Below are 23281 nucleotides of genomic sequence, written 5' to 3' on the forward strand. Positions count from 1 at the left end.
ATGGTACTGCAGGGGGGACCCTGTGGGAGAGTAGGACACCGCCGAACAATCTTTGGGAAAACCCCCGCATCTTCGATGCGGGGGTTTTCTGCGTTCAGGGGTGGTGATATCCGCGGATATTCCGCAGCGTAATCCGCCGCAGCGAAGGTATGGGATCGCGCGGATCAGAGTCGTCCCGCAGCCTTGAGCGCCAGATACGCGTCCGCCAGAGCCGGCGCCAGATCCTCCGGCGTCGCGTCCACCACCGTCACCCCGTGACGACGAAGGTGTTCCGCAGTACGCCGACGCTCGCTCTGAGCCTGAGCGGCTGCCGCGGCCTCGTACACCGCCTCCACACTGCCACGGGCCTGAGCCATGCGGGCGATGTGCGGATCCGCCACCGAGGCGACCAGGACAGTGTGGCGTTGGACGAGCTGCGGCAGGACCGGGAACAACCCCTGTTCCACCGCAGCCGCGTCCAGTGTCGTCAGGAGCACGATCAGCGAACGTCGCGGTGCCGTACGCAGGATCGTCCCCGTCAGACCCCGCGCGTCCGTCTCGACCAGTTCAGGCTCCACTGTGGCCATCGCGTTGACCAGGGACGGCAGCACGTCACGCGCCGAACGGCCCTGTACGAGGGCGCGTACCCGGCGGTCGTAGGCCAGCAGGTCGACGCGGTCGCCGGCGCGGGCGGCGAGCGCCGCCAGGAGCAGTGCGGCGTCCATCGAGGCGTCCAGGCGCGGCGCGTCACCCACGCGGCCGGCCGAGGTGCGGCCGGTGTCCAGGACGAGAAGGATGTGCCGGTCGCGTTCGGGCCGCCAGGTGCGGACGGCCACGCTGGACTGTCGAGCGGTGGCCCGCCAGTCGATCGAGCGGGTGTCGTCTCCCGGGACGTACTCGCGAAGGCTGTCGAACTCCGTTCCCTCGCCACGGGTCAGCACGCTGGTGCGGCCGTCGAGTTCACGCAATCGAGCGAGTTTCGCCGGGAGGTGCTTGCGGCTCGTGAACGGGGGGAGGACTCGTACTGTCCAGGGCAGTCGGTGCGTGCCCTGGCGGGAGAACAGGCCGAGGGGGCCGTAGGAGCGGATGGTCACGCGGTCGGCCTGCCGGTCGCCGCGGCGGGTGGGACGCAGCCGGGTCGTCACGCTCCGGCGTTCGCCCGGTGGCACGGTCAGTCGGTGCCGAGAGGGCTCGGTGCCTGGCTGCCAGCTGCTGGGTGGCCAGGCGTCCCGGAGCCGGGCGCGCAGCAGACGGGGAGAGGGGTTGGTGACCGTGAGAGTGACGTCGGCGGTTTCACCGAGGCGGGCCGAGGTGTCGCCGGAGCGGGTCAGAGCGAGACGGCGTACGGGCGCGGCGAGCGCGTAGTCACAGGCGCAGGCCAGGGCCAGGGAGCCGTTGACCGCGAGGATTCCGGTCCAGCCCGGTTCCAGGACGCCGACAGGGATCGAGCCGAGGGCCGCGAGGAGCGCGGCGCGTCCGGTGAGTGCCATCAGCGGGGGACCGGGACGTGGGCGAGGACGGCGTTGATGACCGAGTCGGTGGTCACGCCCTCCATCTCCGCCTCGGGGCGCAACTGGATCCGGTGGCGGAGGGTGGGCAGGGCCAGGGCCTTCACGTCGTCGGGGATGACGTAGTCACGGCCCGTCAGCCACGCCCAGGCGCGTGATGTGGAGAGCAGGGCGGTGGCTCCGCGAGGGGAGACGCCGAGGGTGAGGGAGGGGGACTCGCGGGTGGCGCGGCAGATGTCGACGACGTAGGCGGTGATCTCGGGGGAGACGGTCGTCCCGGCGACGGCGGCACGGGCCGCCGCGAGGTCGGCGGGCCCGGCGACGGGGCGTACGCCGGCGGCGTGCAGGTCGCGGGGGTCGAAGCCCGAGGCGTGGCGGGTGAGGACGTCGATCTCGTCCTGCCGGGACGGCAGGGGGACCGTCAGTTTGAGCAGGAAACGGTCCAGCTGTGCCTCGGGGAGAGGGTAGGTGCCCTCGTACTCGACCGGGTTCTGGGTCGCGGCGACCAGGAACGGTTCGGGGAGCGGCCGGGGCGTGCCGTCGACCGTGACCTGGCGCTCCTCCATGGCTTCCAGCAGGGACGACTGGGTCTTGGGCGGGGTGCGGTTGATCTCGTCCGCGAGGAGGAGGTTGGTGAAGACCGGGCCGGGCTGGAAGGAGAACTCGGCGCTGCGGGTGTCGTAGACGAGGGAGCCGGTGATGTCGCTCGGCATCAGGTCGGGGGTGAACTGGACGCGCTTGGTGTCGAGTTCGAGAGCGGAGGCGAGGGCGCGGACGAGCAGCGTTTTCGCGACCCCGGGGACCCCTTCGAGCAGGACGTGACCACGGCAGAGGAGAGCGACGACGAGTCCGGTCACGGCGGGGTCCTGGCCGACCACGGCTTTGGCGATCTCGGTGCGCAGTGCCTCCAGGGCGGCCCGGGCGGTGCCCGCATCCCCGGTCTGCCCGGCGTTGTCAGTGGTCGGGGCCATCATGAGCGGCGTACCTCTCTTTCGAGGGCGTCGAGTCGGTCGGTGAGTGCGATGAGGGCCGCGTCGTCGCCGGGCGGCGGTCCGAAGAGGAGGGAGTGCAGGGCTCGTCCGTCGCCGGTGCGGTGGGCGGACAGGGCGGGGAGCAGGGCCTCGGGCGTGTGCGCCCGGGCGAGGGGGACGCCGACGAGGGGGGCGATGCGGGTGCGGGTGGTCGAGCGAAGAACGGTGGCCGCGCGGTCACGGGCGTCGGCCTTGCGGTAGAGGCGGGCGCGGCCTTCGGTGGTCTCCGAGGCACGGATCGCGACGGGGAGTCTCTCGGCGACGAGGGGGCCGAAGCGGCGTGCCCGCCAGAAGGCGGCGAGGGCCGTCGCGAGGAGGAGTTGCAGAGTGGCCCAGAGCCATCCCTCGGGGAGCAGGTCGAGGAAGTCCTTCCGCTCGCCGGTGCCGGTGGCGGAGGCGTCGGACAGCGAGGGGAGGTACCAGACCAGATGGGGGCGCGAGCCGAGGAGTTGGAGGGCGAGCGAGGCGTTGCCCTGCTTGTCGAGGCGGTTGTTGCGGAGGATGTCGGGCGCGCCGAGGACGACGGTGTCGCCGCTCCCGGAGGCCGCCGGGACGCGCAGCAGGGTGGCGAGGCGCTCGCTGGGGTAGCAGGAGTCGGCGCCGAGGTGGGTGGTGGTGTAGCGGATGCCGCCGGTGTCGGCGCTGCCCGCCCGCCGGGCCTCGGGCAGGCGGCAGTGGGGGGTGAGCGCGGAGTGGAGGCTGGTGGCCGGGTCGGCGGTGACTCCGGGGGCGAGCCGCTCGACGGACCAGCTGCCGGCTGCCACGAGGACGGTCCGCCCGCCGGAGGACGCCGTCGCCGCGTGCAGGTCGTCCTGCTGTCGGTGTGTCAGCCGGTCGGGTACGGCGACCAGGAGGGTGGTGTCCGGGCCGGTGGCGGCGCGGGCCGCGCCGAGGGTGGTGACCACACGGGTGGCCACGCCGCGGTCGGCGAGGAGCCGGGCGACGGCGCGGCTGCCGTAGGGGTCCGCGGAGCGCGGGTCCAGGTCGCCGTGCCGGCTGGTGGAGCGTACGGCGGCCATGGCGACCGCGGCGGCCAGGATCAGCACGGCGGCGAGCGCGATGCCCCGCGCTCGGGTCCACACCTGGCGTCCGGTGGGTGCGGTGGAGGTGGCCGGGGCCGGGGCCTCGGTGATCACTCGGCGGCCCCCTGGCGGGTGGTGTCGGCCGTGCCGGTGCTGCTGTCGGCGAGACTCGGCCGGGTGCGTTCTACGTCGCGGTCGAGTGCGGCGACGCGGTGGTACGACTGTGCGCCGGCCGCGCGCCCGCCGTATGTGATGTCGTCGAACTCCCGGGCGGCGGCGCGCAGTCGGTCCGTGTGCGCGGGAAGGACGCGGCCGGCCTCGGCGGCGGCCTCGTCGGCGGTGCGGCCGGGGCGTACGTCGAGCAGGGTGCGTTCCTCCAGGGAGCGGACGAGGGCGCGCACGCGTTCCTGGACTGCCTGGTTCCAGTGGCCCCGGGCGGCGTGTGCCTCGCTGGCCGCGCGGTGGTCGGCGGCGCTGCGGGGGCGGTCGCCGAACAGGGTGGCGGCGGAGGCGGGCCGACGGCGGGGGGTGCCGAGGCGCCACCAGAGGGCGGCCAGGACGGCGACGACGAAGAGGATCACGACGAGCAGGCCCACCGTGCCGCCGGGTGTCGCCGAGGCGGCCGAGCCGAACAGCCGGTCGAGCCAGTCCCAGAACGCGTTCAGGGCGCGCTGGAACGGGCTGGGGTCGTTCTCGTGGTACATCCGCCGGGACAGCTCGCGCCGGGCTGCTTCCCGCGCGGGATCGCGCGAGATGGTCACCGGTGGCTCGTCCCCCGAGCCGCCGGCTGCCAGGACGGCGGTGTCCGTGGCACGCAGCAGGCGCCGTACGGCCGTGGCGGCGGCGCCGGGTGGGGCCGCCGTGAGAATGCCCCCCGTGAGGCTCACCGCATCAGCTCCCGGGGACGGCGCCGGGGGCGCCGGTGCCGTGGTCCTGGACGCCGGCTGCGCGGGCCAGTTCGAGGTCGAGGGCCTCGCGGCGGATGCGCTGGTCGATGTAGAGGAGCACGGTGACGCCGGCGCTGATCGGGAGGGTGAGCGTGGTGCCGATCAGGGAACCGATCCCCCGGATGATCAGGAACGTCCAGCCGATGTGCCCGTTGCCCGTGGTGAGGAAGTCGTTCATGCCGTGGCCGCTGACGGCGGCGCCCATGGCGGCGAAGGGGATGGTGACGATCGCCGAGACGATGCTGGAGATGATCCAGGCGAGCGCCTGGATGCCGAGGACGCGCCACCAGGCGCCGCGTACCAGCTTGGCGGAGCGGCTCAGGGCCTTCACGACGCCCTGCCGTTCCAGTACCAGGGCGGGCGCGGCCAGGTTGTAGCGGATCGCCAGCCACAGCGCGACGGCCACGGCCCCGAGAAGTCCGAAGGCGAGCAGCGCGGATCCGCCGGCCTCGCTGCCGCCGGTCTGCTGGACCAGGAAACCGGGCAGTGCCCCGGCGACGAACACACCGACGATGATCAGGCCGAGCAGGAGCAGCAGACCGGCCAGCCTGGGAAGCTGCGGCCGGGCCTCGCGCCAGGCCTCGCCCATGCCGATCGTCCTGCCGAGCACGGCGCGGCTGGTGATGGTCGCGAGCAGGGCGGTGGCGACGATGATGGCGGCTACGGAGATCACCGTGACGATGCCCGAGCCGATCATGGTCTCGCGCAGGGCGCGGAACACCTCGTCGGGGGTGGCGGTGCGGCTGTCCAGGGATGTCCGGGCAAGGGCGTCGTCGAGGACGAGGCCTTGCAGGACGACCAGGCTGATGTCCGTGATCAGGGCGACCGCCAGGGCGATGCCGAGGACCGTGCGCCAGTGCGTGCGCATCGTGGACACGGCGCCGTCGAGGATCTCGCCGACGCCGAGCGGGCGCAGCGGGATGACACCGGGCTTGGCCGCGGGCGGGGGGCCGCCCCAGCCACCGCCCCAGGCGGGGTGGCCGCCGGGGGCGCCGTAACCGGCGTAGCCGCCGGGACCGGGGCCGGGGGTGCCCCAGCCGCCGGGGCCGCCGGGGTGTCGGCCGTCCCAGCCGGGGCCGGGCGGCGGGGGCGGCGGGGCCTGGTCCGGGCTGGGGGCGCCGGTGGGCGCGGGCCACTGGCCGGGTGGCGGCTGCTCCTCGGACCATTTCGCGCCCGGGCCCTGCGCCTTCGCGCCCGCCTGCGGTGCGGGGGCGGCGGGGCCGGGGCGGTCGGCGGGCTCGGCAGGGCCGGACGCACCGGGTTCCCGCCCCTCGGGCGACGGGGCGGATCCGGGCGAGGCCCAGCCCGGAGTGTCTGTCATCGAAGCTCCTTCTCGGTGCCCTTCCGCGGTCGCGGCGGCAGGTTGGCAGCCATCGTGCCATGGTCCGGTCATGGCACGACCGGCCGCGGTAGGGGGTGGCCACCTTCAATTGTCCGCCGTTTCCGGGGCAGACTGACGGCATGGCTGATCAGCAGGTGCGAACCGGTGAGGACAGGCGGCCGACCGAGATACCGGCGATCCGGTGGGAGGAACCACCCGAGGGACCCGTACTGGTCCTTCTCGATCAGACGAGGCTTCCGGCCGAAGAGGCCGAGCTGGTGTGCACGGACGCGTCGGCGCTGGTGGAGGCGATCCGTTCGCTCGCCGTGCGCGGGGCGCCGCTGCTCGGCATCGCGGGGGCGTACGGCGTCGCGCTCGCCGCCGCGCGCGGCTTCGACGTGGCCGACGCGGCGCGGGCGCTCGAAGAGGCCAGGCCCACGGCGGTGAACCTGTCCGTCGGCGTGCGCCGGGCCCGGGCCGCGCACCAGGCGGCGCTGGCCAGTACCGGCGACCCCACCGCCGCCGCGGTGGCGGCGCTCGCCGCGGCGCGGGCGCTGCATCGGGAGGACGCCGAGGGCAGCGTCCGGATGGCCGCCCACGGACTGGCGCTGCTCGATGAACTGCTGCCCGCCGGCGGGCACCGGGTTCTCACGCACTGCAACACCGGCTCACTGGTGTCGGGCGGGGAGGGCACGGCCCTCGCGGTGGTGCTCGCGGCGCACCGGGCGGGGCGGTTGCGGCGGCTGTGGGTGGACGAGACGCGTCCGCTGCTGCAAGGCGCCCGGCTGACGGCGTACGAAGCGGCCCGCAGCGGCATGGCGTACACCCTGCTCACCGACAACGCGGCGGGTTCCCTGTTCGCGGCGGGCGAGGTGGACGCGGTGCTGGTCGGGGCGGACCGGATCGCGGCCGACGGCTCCGTGGCGAACAAGGTGGGGAGTTATCCGCTCGCCGTGCTCGCCCGCTACCACCATGTGCCGTTCATCGTGGTGGCGCCGCTGACGACCGTCGACCCCGACACCCCGGACGGGGCGTCCATCGAGGTCGAGCAGCGTCCCGGCTACGAGGTGACCGAGATCGCGGCGCCGCAGGTGCCGGTGGCGGGAGCGGGGGGCGGGATACCGGTGGCGCCCCTGGGAACCCAGGCGTACAACCCGGCGTTCGATGTGACGCCGCCCGAGCTGGTGACGGCCATCGTCACCGAGGAGGGAGTCGTCTCGCCCGTGACGGCCGAGGCCCTCGCGGAGCTGTGCGCCAGGTCGCGCCAGGTGACGGCCGGCTGAGGGCGCGATACCGGCCGGGCCTTGCGGGAGCGGCTCTTTCCGGGGCCCTGGCCCGGCCGCCGCGGCGGACGTCCGGCCCTCCACGGGCCAGGGTCCGGCCGGGCGGCAGCGGACCGGGGCAGACAGTGACGGCTGAGTACGACTATCGTCACAGGCCAGTGAGCCTGCTCACCTGCGCCTCTGTCGTCGTTACGAGAATGGGATGATGTCGTTTATGAAGGGACGAGTCCTTGTCGTCGACGACGACACCGCACTGGCCGAGATGCTCGGCATCGTGTTGCGTGGTGAAGGTTTTGAGCCGTCTTTCGTAGCCGACGGCGACAAGGCGCTGGCTGCTTTCCGTGAGTCCAAGCCCGATCTCGTGCTGCTGGACCTGATGCTGCCCGGACGGGACGGCATCGAGGTGTGCCGGCTGATCCGGGCGGAGTCCGGGGTGCCGATCGTGATGCTCACGGCCAAGAGCGACACCGTCGATGTCGTCGTGGGCCTGGAGTCGGGTGCCGACGACTACATCGTCAAGCCGTTCAAGCCGAAGGAGCTGGTGGCGCGGATCCGGGCGCGGCTGCGCAGGTCCGAGGAGCCGGCGCCGGAGCAGCTGACCATCGGTGACCTGGTCATCGACGTGGCCGGGCACTCGGTGAAGCGGGACGGGCAGTCGATCGCGCTGACCCCGCTGGAGTTCGACCTGCTGGTCGCGCTCGCGCGCAAGCCGTGGCAGGTGTTCACCCGCGAGGTGCTGCTGGAGCAGGTGTGGGGCTACCGGCACGCCGCGGACACGCGCCTCGTCAACGTCCACGTCCAGCGGCTGCGCTCCAAGGTCGAGAAGGACCCGGAGCGGCCGGAGATCGTGGTGACCGTCCGTGGCGTCGGTTACAAGGCCGGACCGAGCTGACATGCCCGGGGACAGTGCCGCTTCGGCCCCCGGCAGGTCCGGGACCCGTCCGGGGCGGCCTGTCGGCCGGGCGGCGGTGGTCGCGCGTCTCAGGCGGCTGTTGCAGGGCGGACTGCCGCAGGCAGGTGTCCAGGGCAGCCCGGTGCTGCGGCTGTTCCTGCGCTGGGTGCGCCGACCGCTGCTGCAGGTGATGCGGCTGTGGCGGCGCAACATCCAGCTGAGGGTCGTCGCCACGACCTTGCTGATGTCGCTGGGTGTCGTCCTGCTGCTGGGTTTCGTCGTGATCGGGCAGGTGCGCAACGGCCTGCTCGACGCGAAGGTGAAGGCGTCGCAGAGCCAGGCCACGGGCGGGTTCGCGGTGGCCAAGCAGAAGGCGGACGAGGCGGCCGGCGGGACGGGTACGGGTACGGCCGCCGGGACCGGTGCCGGTGACGGCACGGTGACCCCGGACGGGCGGCAGTCGCAGAACGTCATCCCGTGGATGAGCGATCTCGTGGAGTCGCTGTCCAGCGGCGGCGCGGGCGCCTTCGACGTGGTGACGCTGCCCGTCGGCGACGACAGCGGCGGCGGACGCAGCCCGCGCGGCTCCGGCAATGTCAGCCCGACCTCCAGCGTGCCCGCGGACCTGCGCGAGCGGGTCAACAGCGGTACGACGGCCGCCCAGAGCTACACGCGGATCGTCTACTCCAACGGCAAGGAATCCCAGCCGGCGCTGGTCATCGGCAAGCAGGTCAACGACCCCAACGGACGGTCGTACGAGCTGTACTACCTCTTCCCGCTCACGCAGGAGGAGAAGTCCCTGAGCCTGGTCAAGGGCACTCTGGCGACCGCCGGGCTGTTCGTGGTCGTGCTGCTGGGCGCCATCGCCTGGCTGGTGGTGCGGCAGGTGGTCACGCCGGTGCGGATGGCGGCCGGGATCGCGGAGCGGCTGTCCGCCGGGCGGTTGCAGGAACGGATGAAGGTCACCGGCGAGGACGACATCGCGCGCCTGGGCGAGGCCTTCAACAAGATGGCGCAGAACCTCCAGGTGAAGATCCAGCAGCTGGAGGAACTGTCGCGGATGCAGCGCCGGTTCGTGTCGGACGTCTCGCACGAGCTGCGCACCCCGCTGACCACCGTCCGGATGGCCGCCGATGTCATCCACGAGGCGCGCGAGGACTTCGACCCGGTGACCGCGCGGTCGGCCGAACTGCTCGCCGACCAGCTGGACCGGTTCGAGTCGCTGCTCGCGGACCTGCTGGAGATCAGCAGGTTCGACGCCGGGGCGGCGGCGCTGGAGGCCGAGCCGATCGACCTCAGGGAGGTCGTCCGGCGGGTCGTGAGCGGCGCCGAGCCGCTCGCGGAGCGCAAGGGCACCCACATACGGGTGCGCGGTGACCAGCAGCCCGTCGTCGCCGAGGCGGATGCCCGGCGGGTGGAGCGCGTACTGCGCAATCTCGTCGTCAACGCCGTCGAGCACGGTGAGGGCAGGGACGTCGTCGTCAGACTCGCCGCCGCGGGCGGGGCGGTGGCCATCGCGGTGCGTGACTACGGCGTCGGACTGAAGCCCGGCGAGGCGACCCGCGTGTTCAGCCGTTTCTGGCGGGCCGACCCGGCACGCGCGCGTACCACCGGCGGTACGGGCCTGGGGCTGTCGATCGCCCTGGAGGACGCGCGGCTGCACGGCGGCTGGCTGCAAGCGTGGGGCGAGCCGGGCGGCGGTTCGCAGTTCCGGCTGACGCTGCCCAGGACGGCGGACGAACCGCTGCGGGGCTCCCCGATACCGCTGGAACCCAAGGACTCGCGCCGCAACCGCGGCCTCGACGACGCCGGCCAGCGCCGCGGGGACGAGGAGAAGCGGGCGACGGTCCCGGTGCAGCAGGGCGGCGCGCAGGCGCCCGCGCTGCCGCCGCGGGCATCGGTCGCGCCGCGGCTGGCCACCGACAGCCCCGCCGCCGACCCGACCGCCCTGCCCGGCAACGGGGCCCGCGTGGTGCCCCGGCCCGCCGGCGGCGCCCGGCGCCCGGACGACCGCCCGGACGACCGCTCGGCCGCCCGCCCGGACGACCGCTCGGCCGCCCGCCCGGCAGCCGCCGCGGACGGGCCGGACGTGGACCGGCCGGACACGGGCCGACTGAATGAGGATCGGCCGGACGTGGACCGAACGAACGTGAACCGGCCGGACGCGGACCGATCGAACGAGGACCGACTGATCGAGGACCAGCCGGCCGCGTCCGCGTCGGACGCGGCCATGCCGGAGGACTCGCACCAGCCAGGGGAGGCATTTCGTGGCCGCTGACCGCACGGGGGGCGCACGGCGGCGGCCGGGGCGCGCGGTGGCGTACGCCGCTCTGGGCATCGTGGTGCTCGCCGGGTGCGCCTCGATGCCCGACAGCGGGGACCTGCGGGATGTGGAGTCCACACCGCGACAGGACACCGGAGTGCGGGTGTTCGCCATGCCGCCCGCCGAGGGCGTCGGTCCCGGCGAGATCATGCAGGGCTTCCTCGAGGCGCTGACCAGCGACGACCCCGGCTATGACACGGCGCGCAAGTATCTGACCGCGGACGCGGCGCGCGTCTGGCGGCCGGAGCGCTCGACGACGGTCCTCGCCAACGGACCCAGCATCGCGACCAACTGCAACCCGGGAGGCCGGGAGGAGACCAACAGCGCGACCTGTGTGCTGACCGGTGCCCAGGTCGCCACGGTCGACGCGCAGCAGGCCTACCAGCCCGCCGAGGCCCCCTACCGCAAGAAACTGCACCTGACGAAGAACCCCAAGAGCGGGCAGTGGCGCATCGACGGGCTGCCCGACGGCGTCGTCATGGGCAAGTCGGACTTCCAGCGGAACTACACCTCCGTCGACAAGTACTACTTCGCCTCCAACACGGTGGTGGGGTCCGGGGGGCAGCCGGTGGCGGTCGCCGATCCGGTGTTCGTACGCAGCAAGGTGGACCCGATGACGCAGCTGGTCCGGTCGCTGCTGCACGGCCCCACCACCTGGCTCGGCCCGGTGGTCCGGTCGAGTTTCCCGACGGGTACGGCGCTGAAGAAGGGCGTTTCCGGGCTGGCACCGGACGACCAGAACAAGCTGACCGTGCCGCTCAACCTCAAGTCCTCCCAGGTCACGGCCAGCAAGTGCACCGAGATGGCGACGCAGGTGCTGTTCACCCTGCGCAACCTCGTGCCGACGCTGGAGTCCGTGGAGCTGCGGGGGGCGGACGCCGACCGGCTGTGCGAGGTGAGCGAGGAGCGCGCGGAGTCCGTTGCCTGGCACGGGTCGGCCAGGCGCCCCGAGTACCTGTACTTCCTCGACGGCAAGCACCGGCTGGTGCGGATGCCGACCGGCAGCACCGGCACCGGCGCCGGCGCCGACCGGGTGCCCGGGCCGCTGGGCGAGGGGGGCAACGGGCTGCTGTCGGTGGCCGTGTCGCGGGACGAGGACACCGCGGCCGTGGTCGGCGACCGGGGCGCGTCGCTGTACACGTCTTCGCTGGCGGCGGGCGGTTCGCTGGGCGACCCGCTGGTGTCCAGCGCCGGCGGTGCGCCGGCGGAGCGGCTGGCCACGCCGAGCTGGGACGCCCGCGGCGACCTGTGGGTGGCCGACCGGGACCCGCACCGGCCGCGGTTGTTCGTCGTGGAACAGGGCGGCGGCAAGCCGCAGCAGGTCGCGGTCCCGGATCTGCCGGGCCGCATCACGGACGCGCGGGTGGCCGCCGACGGGACGCGGATCGCGCTGGTCGTGGAGAAGGACGGCAAGCAGTCCCTGTCGATCGGCCGGATCCAGCGCGACGACGGCACCGGGCAGGGCATCTCCGTGGACGGACTGCACTCGCCGGCACCGGACCTGGAGGAGGTCAGCGCCATCTCCTGGGCCGGTGACAGCAGACTGCTCGTCGTCGGACAGGAGCACGGGGGTGTGCAGCAGATGCGGTACGTCCAGATCGACGGCTCCGCGCTCGACAGCCCGGCACCCGGCGCGCTCCCCGGCGTGAAGGCGATCGCCGCCTCCGAGAACGAGCGGGTGCCGCTGGTGGCCTACTCGGACGACGGGATCGTACGACTGCCGTCCGGCGCCCAGTGGCAGAAGATCGACAAGGACGGGACGGCGCCGGTCTATCCGGGCTGAGGACGCGGACCCGGCACCCGCCCCGCGGCGCGCGGTGCTCCGCGTTTTCCACAGGGGTTTTCCACAGGGGTGGCAGACCGGCGGCGGCATGGGCACAGTGGTGGGCATGCGGGGGTGGTGGCAGGACCTCACCGACCTGGTGCTGCCGGCCGACTGCGCGGGCTGCGGGGCACCTCGTACGGCGCTCTGCCCGCGCTGCCGGGCCGCGGTGGACGGAGGCGCGGCGCGGCGGGTGCGGCCGGTGCCGGAGCCGGCCGGGCTGCCGGTGGTGCACGCGGTGGCTCCGTACGCGGCGGAGGTGCGGACGCTGCTGCTCGCCCACAAGGAGCGCGGCGCGCTGGCGCTCGCCGGGACGCTCGGCACGGCGCTGGCGGGAGCCGTGCGTGCCGGGCTTCGCGGACCGGCGGCCGGTGGCGGGCCGGGCGGGCGTCCGTGGCGAGGGCCGGTGCTGCTGGTGCCGGTGCCCTCCGCCCGGTGGGCGGTGCGGGCGCGCGGGCACGATCCGGTACGGCGGATGGCGCTCGCGGCGGCCCGGGAGCTGCGGCGCACCGGGACACCGGCCCGGGTGGCGGCCGTACTGCGGCAGCGGCGGGCCGTGGCGGACCAGGCCGGTCTGGACGCGCGGCGGCGTCTGGAGAACCTCGCCGGCGCCCTGGAGGCCACCGCGGGGAGCGGCCGGCTGCTCGGCGCGGGCCGAGTCGTGCTCGTCGACGACCTGATGACGACGGGCGCCAGTCTCGCTGAGGCGGCGCGGGCCCTGCGGGCGGCGGGGGTGTCCCGTCGCGATGGCGGAACGGCCGTGTATGCGGCCGCAAGCCGGGAAGGTAGGGGAGAACAACGGAACGGTGCACGGGCGGAGGAGAGGAAGTGGGTGCTGGGTGCACCGGAAATGGTGGTACCGAACGCCTCCGGGCGGTTGCTCCACGCCGCGGTGGTCGCCGCGCCGTGGGATTCTTTCGAAATGAACAGGAACTGATCGTCGATCTGCGTCGTTGCAGGTAGTGAGGGGGGTACGACAGGGGTTATTCACCCCAACGGAGGTACCTCGTAGTAGAGGGTGACGCCATCCGTCCGGGCGAGATATGTTCGGTTGTGAGGAAAGGCGCAGGCCACACCTCGCATATCCGAATGCCGTGCTGCGGGTTTTTCGCAATCACCCGCACCGGTGGGGTGGAGATCTCGTCCATGGGGGAGGAGGAGGTGGAAGTCACCGAGTCCGAGGTCCGGTGATCACCGGACCTGGTGCGAAAGGGAGACGCTCCGCCCAGACAGCGGAGCGATCCGGGAACGGAGTTCTGCGTGGACATCGTCGTCAAAGGCCGCAAGACCGAGGTGCCCGAGCGGTTCCGCAAGCATGTGGCCGAGAAGCTGAAGCTGGAGAAGATCCAGAAGCTCGATGGCAAGGTGATCAGCCTCGACGTCGAGGTGTCCAAGGAGCCCAACCCCCGACAGGCCGACCGTTGTGACCGAGTGGAGATCACGCTCCGCTCCCGCGGTCCGGTGATCCGCGCGGAGGCAGCGGCCAGCGACCCGTACGCGGCACTCGACCTGGCGGCGGAGAAGCTGGACGCCCGGCTCCGGAAGGAGCACGACAAGCGGTTCTCACGCCGGGGCGCGCACCGGGCGTCGGTGGCGGAGATCGCCGACCAGGTGCCGGGTGTGGCCACGCTGAACGACAGCGGCCTCCTCGTCCCGGAGGAGGAGCAGCAGGACGCGGTGCCGACCAAGAAGATCGGCCCGCTGGAGGTCAAGGGCGAAGGCCCCCTCGTCGTCCGCGAGAAGACCCACGTCGCCTCCCCCATGAGCCTCGACCAGGCCCTGTACGAGATGGAACTGGTCGGCCACGACTTCTATCTGTTCGTCGACGCCGAGACGAAGGAACCGAGCGTCGTCTACCGGCGGCACGCCTACGACTACGGTGTGATCCACCTCAGCACGGACCCGATGGTCACCGAGACGGACCCGCACGCGGCGGGTGGCACGCTGGGCGGCTGACCCGCCCGGCATGAAGCTCGGCCGGTGCCCCTGGAGCGCCTGTGCGCCCCCAGGGGCACCGATGTGCGACCACTTCACGCCCCGCATGTCACCTCGGTGGTGCCCGGGCATGGAATCATGGCCGCATCGGCCCAACCGGTGGGCCGCTGCCTTGGGTTGGCGATGGCACAGGACCACAGGCCACAGCCTTCAGGGGGAGGAACGATGGCGGACACCTTCGGACCGATGCGGGACGGGGGCGCCGGTGACGATGTCATCGGCAGGGACCCGGACGCGGACTCCGCACGCAAGGAGCCGATCAGGGTCCTGGTCGTGGACGACCACGCCCTCTTCCGGCGCGGCCTGGAGATCGTCCTCGCGGCCGAGGAGGACATCCAGGTCGTCGGTGAGGCGGGCGACGGCGCCGAGGCCGTCGACAAGGCCGCCGACCTGCTCCCCGACATCGTGCTGATGGACGTCCGCATGCCCCGGCGCGGCGGCATCGAGGCCTGCACCTCCATCAAGGAGGTCGCGCCCAGCGCGAAGATCATCATGCTGACGATCAGCGACGAGGAGGCCGACCTCTACGACGCGATCAAGGCGGGCGCGACCGGATACCTGCTCAAGGAGATCTCGACCGACGAGGTGGCCACGGCCATTCGCGCGGTGGCCGACGGGCAGTCGCAGATCAGCCCCTCGATGGCGTCCAAACTCCTCACCGAGTTCAAGTCGATGATCCAGCGCACCGACGAGCGCCGGCTGGTGCCCGCGCCCCGGCTGACGGACCGGGAGCTGGAGGTCCTCAAGCTCGTGGCGACGGGGATGAACAACCGGGACATCGCCAAGGAGTTGTTCATCTCCGAGAACACCGTGAAGAACCACGTCCGCAACATCCTGGAGAAGTTGCAGCTGCATTCCAGGATGGAGGCCGTGGTCTACGCGATGCGGGAGAAGATCCTCGAGATCCGCTAGCGCTGTCCGAGCAGCCCGGACAGTTCTCGGGTGAGGGGCTCGCGCAGCTCGGGTGCGTCCACGCGTTCCACGCGCACGTCCGTGCAGTTCACCCAGCTCGCCGCCTCGACGAGGGCCTGGGCGACCGCCGGGGCCGCCTTCGGGCCGTCCAGGGTGACCTGCCTGGCCACCAGCGTGCGGCCCTCACGGGCCGGGTCGACGCGGCCGACCAGCCGGCCGCCGGCGAGCACCGGCATGGCGAAGTAGCCGTAGACCCGCTTGGGCCTGGGCACGTACGCCTCCAGGCGGTGGGTGAAGCCGAAGATCCGCTCCGTGCGTGCCCGCTCCCAGACCAGGGAGTCGAACGGCGACAGCAGCGTGGTGCGGTGCCGGCCGCGCGGCGGCGCCGCCAGGGCGGCCGGGTCGGCCCAGGCCGGTCTGCCCCAGCCCTCGACCTCCACCGGCACCAGGCCCGAGTCGGCGATCACCGCGTCGACCTGCTCGCCCTTGAGGCGGTGGTAGTCGGCGATGTCCGCGCGCGTGCCGACACCGAGGGACTCGCCCGCCAGCCGGACCAGGCGGCGCAGGCATGCGGTGTCGTCCAGCTCGTCGTGCAGCAGCTCGCCGGGGATCGCGCGCTCGGCGAGGTCGTACACCCGCTTCCAGCCGCGCCGTTCCACGCACACCACCTCGCCGTACATCAGCGCGCGCTCGACGGCGACCTTGGTGCCCGACCAGTCCCACCATTCGCTCGTCCGCTTCGCGCCGCCCAGTTCGGTGGCGGTCAGCGGGCCCTCCGTGCGCAGCTGCTTGACGACCTGGTCGTAGACACCGTCGGGGAGGTCGTGGTTCCAGTGCGGCCGGTTGCGGTAGGCGCGGCGGCGGAAGGCGAAGTGCGGCCATTCCTCGACGGGGAGGATGCAGGCCGCGTGCGACCAGTACTCGAAGGCGTGGGCGTCCGACCAGTAGGCGGCCTCCACGGCCTTGCGGCCGACCGCGCCCAGGCGGGCGTACGGCACGAGTTCGTGGGAGCGGGCGAGGACCGAGATGGTGTCGAGCTGCACCGCGCCGAGGTGGCGCAGCACCCCGCGGACCCCGGCACGCCGGTCGGGTGCGCCGAGAAGGCCCTGGGCCCGCAGCACGATCCGGCGGGCGTCGTCCGCGGTGAGGGTGGTGGTGGGGGACGGAAGGGTCGTCATGGGTCGGACGATAGAGGGTGCCACTGACAGTCCGCGCCGAGCTGTGCCTTCGTCACGAACGGGCGGGCAGGTAGGTGGCCGTGGAGGGCAGGCCGAGGTCCGAGGGGAGGAGGGAGCCGACCCAGCAGTCCCGGCGCACGCCCTTGTTGTTGAGGGCGGAGCGCAGGGTGCCCTCGATGGTGAATCCCGCGTGTTCGGCCACCGCGCGGGAGGCGTGGTTGCCCACCTCGGCGCGCCATTCGACCCGGTCGACGCCGACCTCGGTGAAGATCCACCGACAGGCGGTGAGGGTGGCCTCGGTCATGTACCCGTTGCCGCGGTGTTCCCGGGCCGCCCAGAAGCCGATCTCGGCCATGCCCAGGGAGCGCATCGTCAGGCCGAGCACGCCGGCCAGTGCGCCGCCGGTGAGGAACACCCCGAAACCGAACATCGACGCCTGCGCCCAGCCGTCGGGGACGATCTGCTCCGTGAAGGTGAGCGCGTGTTCCGGCAGATACGGCGAGGGGATCGTCGTCCAGCGCTGGATGTCGGGGTCCTGTACGGCCACGTACACCGCGTCGGTGTCGGCGGGGCCGACGGCGCGGAGCACGAGACGGTCCGTGGTGAGCGTGACGGGTCGCATCGCCCGATTCTGCTCGGCGCGCACCCGGGTGGCCATCCGGTTCCGCGTTGTGTGACCGGGTGATCACTTTCCGCGCAAATCCGGGTCCGGTGCGGCACTATCCGGCCGCCCCGTCCGTTGTCCCGGGTGAAGCAGCCGTCGCGCCGCCAGACCTCCCGGCGCAGCCGGGTCCTCGCATACGATGGCCGTTGCTCAGTACGTCACAAGGAAACCCGACCGTCCCAGGCCCGACCGGCAAGGAGACCAGCCCCCGTGTCCGTCCTCTCGAAGATCATGCGTGCAGGCGAAGGCAAGATCCTGCGCAGGCTGCACCGCATCGCGGACCAGGTCAACTCCATCGAAGAGGACTTCGTCGACCTCTCCGACGCCGAGCTGCGCGCCCTCACCGATGAGTACAAGCAGCGGTACGCCGACGGTGAGAGCCTGGACGATCTGCTCCCCGAGGCGTTCGCCACCGTGCGCGAGGCCGCCAAGCGTGTCCTCGGCCAGCGGCACTACGACGTCCAGATGATGGGCGGCGCCGCGCTCCACCTCGGCTATGTGGCGGAGATGAAGACCGGTGAGGGCAAGACCCTCGTCGGCACGCTGCCCGCTTATCTGAACGCCCTGTCCGGGAAGGGCGTCCACCTCATCACGGTCAACGACTACCTGGCCGAGCGTGACTCCGAGATGATGGGCCGCGTCCACAAGTTCCTGGGCCTGGAGGTCGGCTGCATCCTGGCCAACATGACGCCGGCTCAGCGTCGTGAGCAGTACGCGTGCGACATCACCTACGGCACGAACAACGAGTTCGGGTTCGACTACCTGCGCGACAACATGGCCTGGTCGCAGGACGAGCTGGTCCAGCGCGGCCACAACTTCGCCATCGTGGACGAGGTCGACTCCATCCTCATCGACGAGGCCCGTACGCCGCTGATCATCTCCGGCCCGGCCGACCAGGCCACCAAGTGGTACGGCGACTTCGCCAAGCTGGTCACGCGCCTCAAGCGCGGTGAGGCCGGCAACCCGCTCAAGGGCCTGGAGGAGACCGGCGACTACGACGTCGACGAGAAGAAGCGCACGGTCGCCATCCACGAGTCCGGGGTCAGCAAGGTCGAGGACTGGCTGGGCATCGACAACCTCTACGAGTCGGTGAACACCCCGCTCGTGGGTTACCTGAACAACGCCATCAAGGCCAAGGAACTGTTCAAGAAGGACAAGGACTACGTCGTCATCGACGGCGAGGTCATGATCGTCGACGAGCACACCGGACGTATCCTCGCCGGCCGCCGCTACAACGAGGGCATGCACCAGGCGATCGAGGCGAAGGAAGGGGTGGACATCAAGGACGAGAACCAGACGCTCGCCACGATCACCCTCCAGAACTTCTTCCGCCTGTACAAGAAGCTGTCCGGCATGACCGGTACGGCGATGACCGAGGCCGCCGAGTTCCACCAGATCTACAAGCTCGGCGTCGTCCCCATCCCGACCAACAAGCCGATGGTCCGCGCGGACCAGTCCGACCTCATCTACCGCACCGAGGTCGCCAAGTTCGAGGCGGTCGTCGACGACATCGCCGAGAAGCACGAGAAGGGGCAGCCGATCCTCGTCGGCACCACCTCCGTCGAGAAGTCGGAGTACCTCTCGCAGCAGCTCAGCAAGCGCGGCATCCAGCACGAGGTGCTCAACGCCAAGCAGCATGACCGCGAGGCGCAGATCGTCGCCCAGGCCGGCCGCAAGGGCGCGGTGACCGTGGCCACCAACATGGCCGGCCGCGGCACGGACATCAAGCTCGGCGGCAACCCCGAGGACCTCGCCGAGGCGGAGCTGCGCCAGCGGGGCCTCGACCCCGAGGAGCACATCGAGGAGTGGGCCGCGGCCCTGCCGGCCGCCCTGGAGCGGGCCGAGGCGGCGGTCAAGGCCGAGAAGGAAGAGGTCGAGGCCCTCGGCGGGCTGTACGTGCTGGGCACCGAGCGGCACGAGTCGCGCCGCATCGACAACCAGCTGCGCGGCCGTTCCGGCCGCCAGGGCGACCCCGGTGAGTCCCGCTTCTACCTCTCCCTCGGCGACGACCTCATGCGGCTGTTCAAGGCGCAGATGGTCGAGCGCGTGATGTCGATGGCCAACGTGCCGGACGACGTGCCGATCGAGAACAAGATGGTCACGCGCGCGATCGCGTCCGCGCAGGCGCAGGTGGAGACGCAGAACTTCGAGACGCGTAAGAACGTGCTGAAGTACGACGAGGTGCTCAACCGGCAGCGTGAGGTCATCTACGGCGAGCGCCGGCGCGTACTGGAGGGCGAGGACCTCCAGGAGCAGATCCAGCACTTCATGGATGACACGATCGACGCGTACGTCGCCGCCGAGACCGCCGAGGGCTTCCCCGAGGACTGGGACCTGGACCGGCTGTGGGGTGCCTTCCGGCAGCTGTACCCGGTGAAGATCACCGTCGACGAGCTGGAGGAGGCGGCCGGCGACCGCGCGGGCCTGACCGCCGAGTTCCTCTCGGAGTCCATCAAGGAGGACATCCACGAGCAGTACGCCTCCCGTGAGGCGCAGCTCGGCTCCGAGATCATGCGCGAGCTGGAGCGCCGGGTCGTGCTCTCGGTCCTGGACCGCAAGTGGCGCGAGCACCTCTACGAGATGGACTACCTCCAGGAGGGCATCGGCCTGCGCGCGATGGCGCAGAAGGACCCGCTGGTCGAGTACCAGCGCGAGGGCTTCGACATGTTCACCGCCATGATGGAGGGCATCAAGGAGGAGTCCGTCGGCTACCTGTTCAACCTGGAGGTCCAGGTCGAGCAGCAGGTCGAGGAGGTCCCGGTCGAGGAGGCCCTGCCGGTCGGCGAGGGCGTGCACGACACGGTGCCGGCGCAGGCGGGCGCGCGTCCCGAGATCCGCGCGAAGGGGCTGGACGTTCCGCAGCGGCGGGAGCTGCACTTCTCCGCGCCGACCGTGGACGGTGAGGGCGGCATCGTCGAGCGTGACCTGGAGGACGAGGAGCCGGTACGGAGCGAGTCGGACGGGCTCACCCGCGCCGAGCGCCGCCGGCAGGCCAAGGGCGGACGCCGCCGCAAGAAGTAACGCCGATCGCTCGAAGCGGGCCGGATCCCTCCGGGGGTCCGGCCCTTCGCGTTGCGGTGGGAGTGACGGGGCGGTTGGGTGCGGGTGGGTGTGCGGGTGCGGGTGTCTGGGGGCTGAGCGCGCAGTTCCCGCGCCCTTGGGGTGTTGCGGCTGGTCCCGGCTGTGTGGGTGCCGTCGGTTGTGGGGGTGGGTGTGCGGATGCGGGTGTGTGGGGGCTGAGTGCGCAGTTCCCCGCGCCCCTGGGTGCTGAGGGTGGTCCTCGCTCCATGGGCTCCGCCCGCGCGGCGCGGGGAACTGCGCGACCCGTTCACCCGCACCCGCACAACGCCCCCGCACAACGGCCCCCGCCCCCCGGCAGGGCTATCGCGGGCCCGTTTCGACGGCTGTGCAGCGCCAGCGGAGGTCCTTGCCCCGTTCCAGGCGGAAGGCGAGGGCGCGGAGCCGGTCCCCGGTGCTGACGCGGGCGAAGACCTCGAGCGCGCCTTCGCTGGGGACGTAGTAGCCGATGTCGTGGACGACCGGGCGGGGGGTGAGGGTGCGCAGGGGGCTGTGTTCGGCGAGGCGGGCGAGGTCGTCGTAGGCGCGGCCCGCTGTGTGGCGGAGCATCCAGTGGACGGGCCGCTGACCGCTCAGGACGGCCAGCAGACGGTCGGCGAAGAGGTCCGTCGGGCGAGGGGGCCGTACGGTCGGCACAGGCCCGGCCGGAGGCCTCTGCGGGGCGGTGAGGGCGGCTGCCGGCCGGCTGGGCGTGCGGGGCGGCGCGCCTCCGGGGCGGCGGGAGTCGCGGCGGGTGGGCGGGCGGTGACGCGGCCGGGGCTGGGCGGCGGCGCGGCTCATGACCTTGTTCATGGGGTCCCCGTTCGGCGGGCCCGGTTGATACCGGGCGGTAACTAGCTGGTGGGGATCTTGTACGGGCCGCGGCGGGCGCGGGCAAGGAGGTGGCGGCGGGCGGGGCGGGGGCCGCGAGGTTCACCTATCCGAGGGAGACGAGGGGCCGCGCACCGCGCCGGGACGCGGCGGGGGAGGGTGAACCGGCGGACGGGAGTGGACGCTCCGGCGGTGTCGGGCAGGGGCCCGAAAGGGGACGGGCGCACGTATCCTGAAGGCCCGCCGGGAGGCGCGCCGGTCCGCTGCCTCCCGGGGGCCCAGCGGAGCCTTTGACCAGGAAAGAGCGGCCAGCATGCGCGTCTACGTCCCCCTGACCCTCACCGCTCTCGCCGAGGCGCACAAGACGGGTGAGCTGGGCAGCGGGCCCTTCGTGGCGTACGCCGTCACCCCCGCGCTGCGCGAGTGGTACCTCTCCGACGACATCGAGGAGCTGGAGTACGCGGCGCTCGGCCGGGCCGCCGCCGCCTCGCTGCGGCTGCTGGCGGCGGACCCGGGCGCGGTACGGCGCCGGGTCGTCGTCGCCGTGGACGTGCCCGACGGCGCCGCGAGCGCCGACCCCGACCGCGGACTCGACCCGGCCGCCCTGGGCGAGGTGACGGTGCGGACGGCGGTGCCGCTGGCCAAGGCCGCCGCCGTGCACGTCGACGCGGACGACGCGGAGCGGGACGTGCGCGCGGCGGCGGACGCGCTCGCGGCGGCGGACGGCGGTGACGACGACGCGCGGTTCGTGGTGGACGGCGCGGACGACCACGAGCTGCTGTGGTACGCCACGCAGGAGATCCCCAACCTGGTCGGACGGGCCTGACCTGGGCGGGAGCCGTGATTGTCAGTGGCGGCGGGTACGGTTCTCGGCATGGGGACGCAGGGAAACGCGCACATCGTCTGGGACTGGAACGGAACGCTGTTCCACGACAACGACGCGATCATCGGGGCGACGAACGCGGCCTTCGCCGAGCTGGGCCTCGCGCCGATCACGCTGGAGCAGTACCGCTCGCTGTACTGCGTGCCGGTGCCGAAGTTCTACGAGCGGCTGCTCGGCCGGCTGCCGACGGGCGCCGAGTGGGAGCTGATGGACGCGGTCTTCCACCGGCACTACGCCGAGCACCGGGTGCGGTGCGCGCTCACCGAGGGCGCGGCGGAGCTGCTCGCCGGGTGGCGGTCGGCGGGACACAGCCAGTCGCTGCTGAGCATGTACGGGCACGAGGACCTGGTGCCGCTGGTGCGGGGCTTCGGGATAGAGGCGCACTTCCTGCGGGTCGACGGGCGTACGGGTCCGTCCGGTGGCAGCAAGGCCGAGCACATGGTGCGGCATCTGGAGGCGCTGGCGGGGCGGGTGGCGCCGGAGCGGACCGTGGTGATCGGGGACGCGGCGGACGACGCGGTCGCCGCGCTGCATGTGGGAGCGCGGGCCGTGCTGTACACCGGGGGCTCGCACAGCCGGGCCGGTCTGGAGGCCGTCGGGGTGCCGGTGGTGGACACCCTGGCCGAGGCCGTGGCGGAGGCGCGGAGGATAGCGGCGTAGCCGGGCATGGCACCGGTGGCCCGGCGATGCCGGGCCGCTCCGGGCCGTATGCGGTGCCGGGTCACGCCGGCGTGACCGGTGCCTTCGTGCGCAGGATCTTCAGGAACTCCCGCATCCACGCCGGGTGGTCCGGCCAGGCGCGGGCGGAGACCAGCGTGCCGTCCACGACCACCTCGGTGTCCTGGAAGCCCGCGCCGGCGGCCTGCATGTCGGGTTCCAGCGCGGGGTAGGCCGTGACCCGGCGGCCCTGGAGGGAGTCGATCGCGGCGGTGAGCAGCGGGCCGTGGCAGATCTGGGCGACCGGTTTGTCCGCGTCGAAGAATGCCTTGAGGATCTTGCGGAGCTCGGGGTCGTTGCGCAGGTACTCCGGGGCCCGGCCGCCGGGGATGACCAGGGCCGCGTACCGGCCGGGGTCGACCTCGGCGAAGGCCAGGTCGGCGGGCCAGGTGTACCCGGGCTTCTCGGTGTAGGTGTCGTAGCCGGGTTCGAAGTCGTGGACGACGAAGCGGAGGGTCTTGCGGGTGGGGGCCGCGATGTGGACGTCGTAGCCTTCCTCGCGCAGCCGCTGGTAGGGGTAGAGGACCTCCAGGGACTCCGCCGCGTCGCCGGTGACGATCAGGATCTGGGTGGGCATGGTCGGCTCCTCCGGGCAGACTCCGGGCACACTGGGCAGCGTGCCCCCGCCGGAGGCGCTTGCCAAGGGGGCCCGGTGTTTCTCAGGGTGCGTCCGCGGGCGCGGGGGCGCGACCGGATCGCCGGTTACGCCACCCGAACGCGTACCGCCGCTGTGCAGAACGTCAAACTTCACCCCCCGGTTTTGTACACATACGGCTCATGACGGGCCCCGGGTAGGTGGCGATAGCCTTGTGGCGTGATCAGCGCGATATCCCGCGGGGGCGATGCCGCTCCTGCCCCGCGCCCGGGCCGCACGGAGTACCTCCGTGACCGGGCGGCGATCGCCGATCTTCGCGGG

At 72.4% G+C, this 23281-nt stretch carries 19 protein-coding genes; 10 read left to right on the plus strand and 9 right to left on the minus strand.

Annotated elements, in window-relative coordinates; all coding sequences use genetic code 11:
- Positions 1–164: 164 nt before the first annotated feature.
- From ABZ117_RS31960 to ABZ117_RS31980, 5 genes are read right to left on the minus strand one after another with little or no spacing between them, the layout of a single operon-like run.
- Complete coding sequence (locus ABZ117_RS31960) at positions 165–1469, minus strand: DUF58 domain-containing protein (RefSeq protein WP_356825879.1); 1305 nt, start codon at positions 1467–1469, stop codon at positions 165–167.
- On the minus strand, positions 1469–2458 hold the full coding sequence (locus ABZ117_RS31965; RefSeq protein ID WP_356825881.1) for a MoxR family ATPase: 990 nt from the start codon (positions 2456–2458) through the stop codon (positions 1469–1471). Before ABZ117_RS31965 ends, ABZ117_RS31960 begins: the two co-directional genes overlap by 1 nt.
- Positions 2458–3654: a DUF4350 domain-containing protein gene (locus tag ABZ117_RS31970; protein WP_356825883.1), complete on the minus strand. Its 1197-nt coding sequence runs from the start codon at positions 3652–3654 to the stop codon at positions 2458–2460. The genes ABZ117_RS31965 and ABZ117_RS31970 overlap by 1 nt, the downstream gene beginning before the upstream one ends.
- The gene (locus ABZ117_RS31975) at positions 3651–4427 is read right to left on the minus strand and encodes a DUF4129 domain-containing protein (protein WP_356825885.1); all 777 of its coding nucleotides are present in this window, start codon (positions 4425–4427) and stop codon (positions 3651–3653) included. The genes ABZ117_RS31970 and ABZ117_RS31975 overlap by 4 nt, the downstream gene beginning before the upstream one ends.
- 4 nt (positions 4428–4431) lie before the next feature.
- Entirely contained in the window at positions 4432–5808 is a 1377-nt protein-coding gene (locus ABZ117_RS31980) for a hypothetical protein (protein ID WP_356825887.1), read from the minus strand.
- A 140-nt stretch (positions 5809–5948) separates the two neighbouring features.
- On the opposite strand from ABZ117_RS31980, the gene mtnA reads away from it, so the two are divergent.
- The 7 genes from mtnA to ABZ117_RS32015 all read left to right on the plus strand — a co-directional run bounded on the left by mtnA (position 5949) and on the right by ABZ117_RS32015 (position 15035).
- Positions 5949–7091 (plus strand): S-methyl-5-thioribose-1-phosphate isomerase, encoded by a 1143-nt coding sequence (gene mtnA, locus ABZ117_RS31985; protein WP_356825889.1) that lies wholly within the window; start codon positions 5949–5951, stop codon positions 7089–7091.
- Between the two features lie 202 nt (positions 7092–7293).
- The gene (mtrA, locus tag ABZ117_RS31990; protein WP_187279108.1) at positions 7294–7983 is read left to right on the plus strand and encodes a two-component system response regulator MtrA; all 690 of its coding nucleotides are present in this window, start codon (positions 7294–7296) and stop codon (positions 7981–7983) included.
- Between the two features lies 1 nt (position 7984).
- Positions 7985–10261 (plus strand): MtrAB system histidine kinase MtrB, encoded by a 2277-nt coding sequence (mtrB, locus tag ABZ117_RS31995; protein WP_356825891.1) that lies wholly within the window; start codon positions 7985–7987, stop codon positions 10259–10261.
- Positions 10251–12089, plus strand: a complete 1839-nt coding sequence (locus ABZ117_RS32000; protein WP_356825893.1) for an LpqB family beta-propeller domain-containing protein — start codon at positions 10251–10253, stop codon at positions 12087–12089. Before mtrB ends, ABZ117_RS32000 begins: the two co-directional genes overlap by 11 nt.
- A 106-nt stretch (positions 12090–12195) precedes the next feature.
- Positions 12196–13065 (plus strand): ComF family protein, encoded by an 870-nt coding sequence (locus ABZ117_RS32005; protein ID WP_356825932.1) that lies wholly within the window; start codon positions 12196–12198, stop codon positions 13063–13065.
- A 266-nt stretch (positions 13066–13331) separates the two neighbouring features.
- Positions 13332–14084, plus strand: coding sequence for a ribosome-associated translation inhibitor RaiA (gene raiA, locus ABZ117_RS32010; RefSeq protein WP_356825895.1), 753 nt, complete (start codon positions 13332–13334; stop codon positions 14082–14084).
- Positions 14085–14288: 204 nt separating this feature from the next.
- On the plus strand, positions 14289–15035 hold the full coding sequence (locus tag ABZ117_RS32015; protein WP_356825897.1) for a response regulator transcription factor: 747 nt from the start codon (positions 14289–14291) through the stop codon (positions 15033–15035).
- Here ABZ117_RS32015 and ABZ117_RS32020 read toward each other — a convergent pair.
- A complete protein-coding gene (locus ABZ117_RS32020) occupies positions 15032–16213 on the minus strand; it encodes a crosslink repair DNA glycosylase YcaQ family protein (RefSeq protein WP_356825899.1) in 1182 nt (393 codons plus the stop codon). The genes ABZ117_RS32015 and ABZ117_RS32020 overlap by 4 nt on opposite strands.
- Positions 16214–16265: 52 nt before the next feature.
- Positions 16266–16835, minus strand: a complete 570-nt coding sequence (locus tag ABZ117_RS32025; RefSeq protein ID WP_356825901.1) for a GNAT family N-acetyltransferase — start codon at positions 16833–16835, stop codon at positions 16266–16268.
- Between the two features lie 252 nt (positions 16836–17087).
- Between ABZ117_RS32025 and secA the strand changes: the two genes are divergently transcribed.
- Entirely contained in the window at positions 17088–19898 is a 2811-nt protein-coding gene (gene secA, locus ABZ117_RS32030; RefSeq protein WP_356825903.1) for a preprotein translocase subunit SecA, read from the plus strand.
- A gap of 360 nt (positions 19899–20258) precedes the next feature.
- On the opposite strand, the gene ABZ117_RS32035 is transcribed toward secA, so the two are convergent.
- Entirely contained in the window at positions 20259–20747 is a 489-nt protein-coding gene (locus ABZ117_RS32035; RefSeq protein WP_356825905.1) for an Rv3235 family protein, read from the minus strand.
- A 331-nt stretch (positions 20748–21078) separates the two neighbouring features.
- On the opposite strand from ABZ117_RS32035, the gene ABZ117_RS32040 reads away from it, so the two are divergent.
- Positions 21079–21591, plus strand: a complete 513-nt coding sequence (locus tag ABZ117_RS32040) for a hypothetical protein (protein WP_356825907.1) — start codon at positions 21079–21081, stop codon at positions 21589–21591.
- 48 nt (positions 21592–21639) lie between these two features.
- Positions 21640–22308 (plus strand): HAD family hydrolase, encoded by a 669-nt coding sequence (locus ABZ117_RS32045; RefSeq protein ID WP_356825909.1) that lies wholly within the window; start codon positions 21640–21642, stop codon positions 22306–22308.
- Between the two features lie 61 nt (positions 22309–22369).
- Here ABZ117_RS32045 and ABZ117_RS32050 read toward each other — a convergent pair whose 3' ends face one another.
- Entirely contained in the window at positions 22370–22942 is a 573-nt protein-coding gene (locus ABZ117_RS32050) for a DJ-1/PfpI family protein (protein ID WP_356825911.1), read from the minus strand.
- Positions 22943–23281 lie beyond the last annotated feature (339 nt).

The sequence above is a fragment of the Streptomyces sp. NPDC006309 genome (genome assembly GCF_040613095.1).
Lineage (GTDB): Bacteria > Actinomycetota > Actinomycetes > Streptomycetales > Streptomycetaceae > Streptomyces.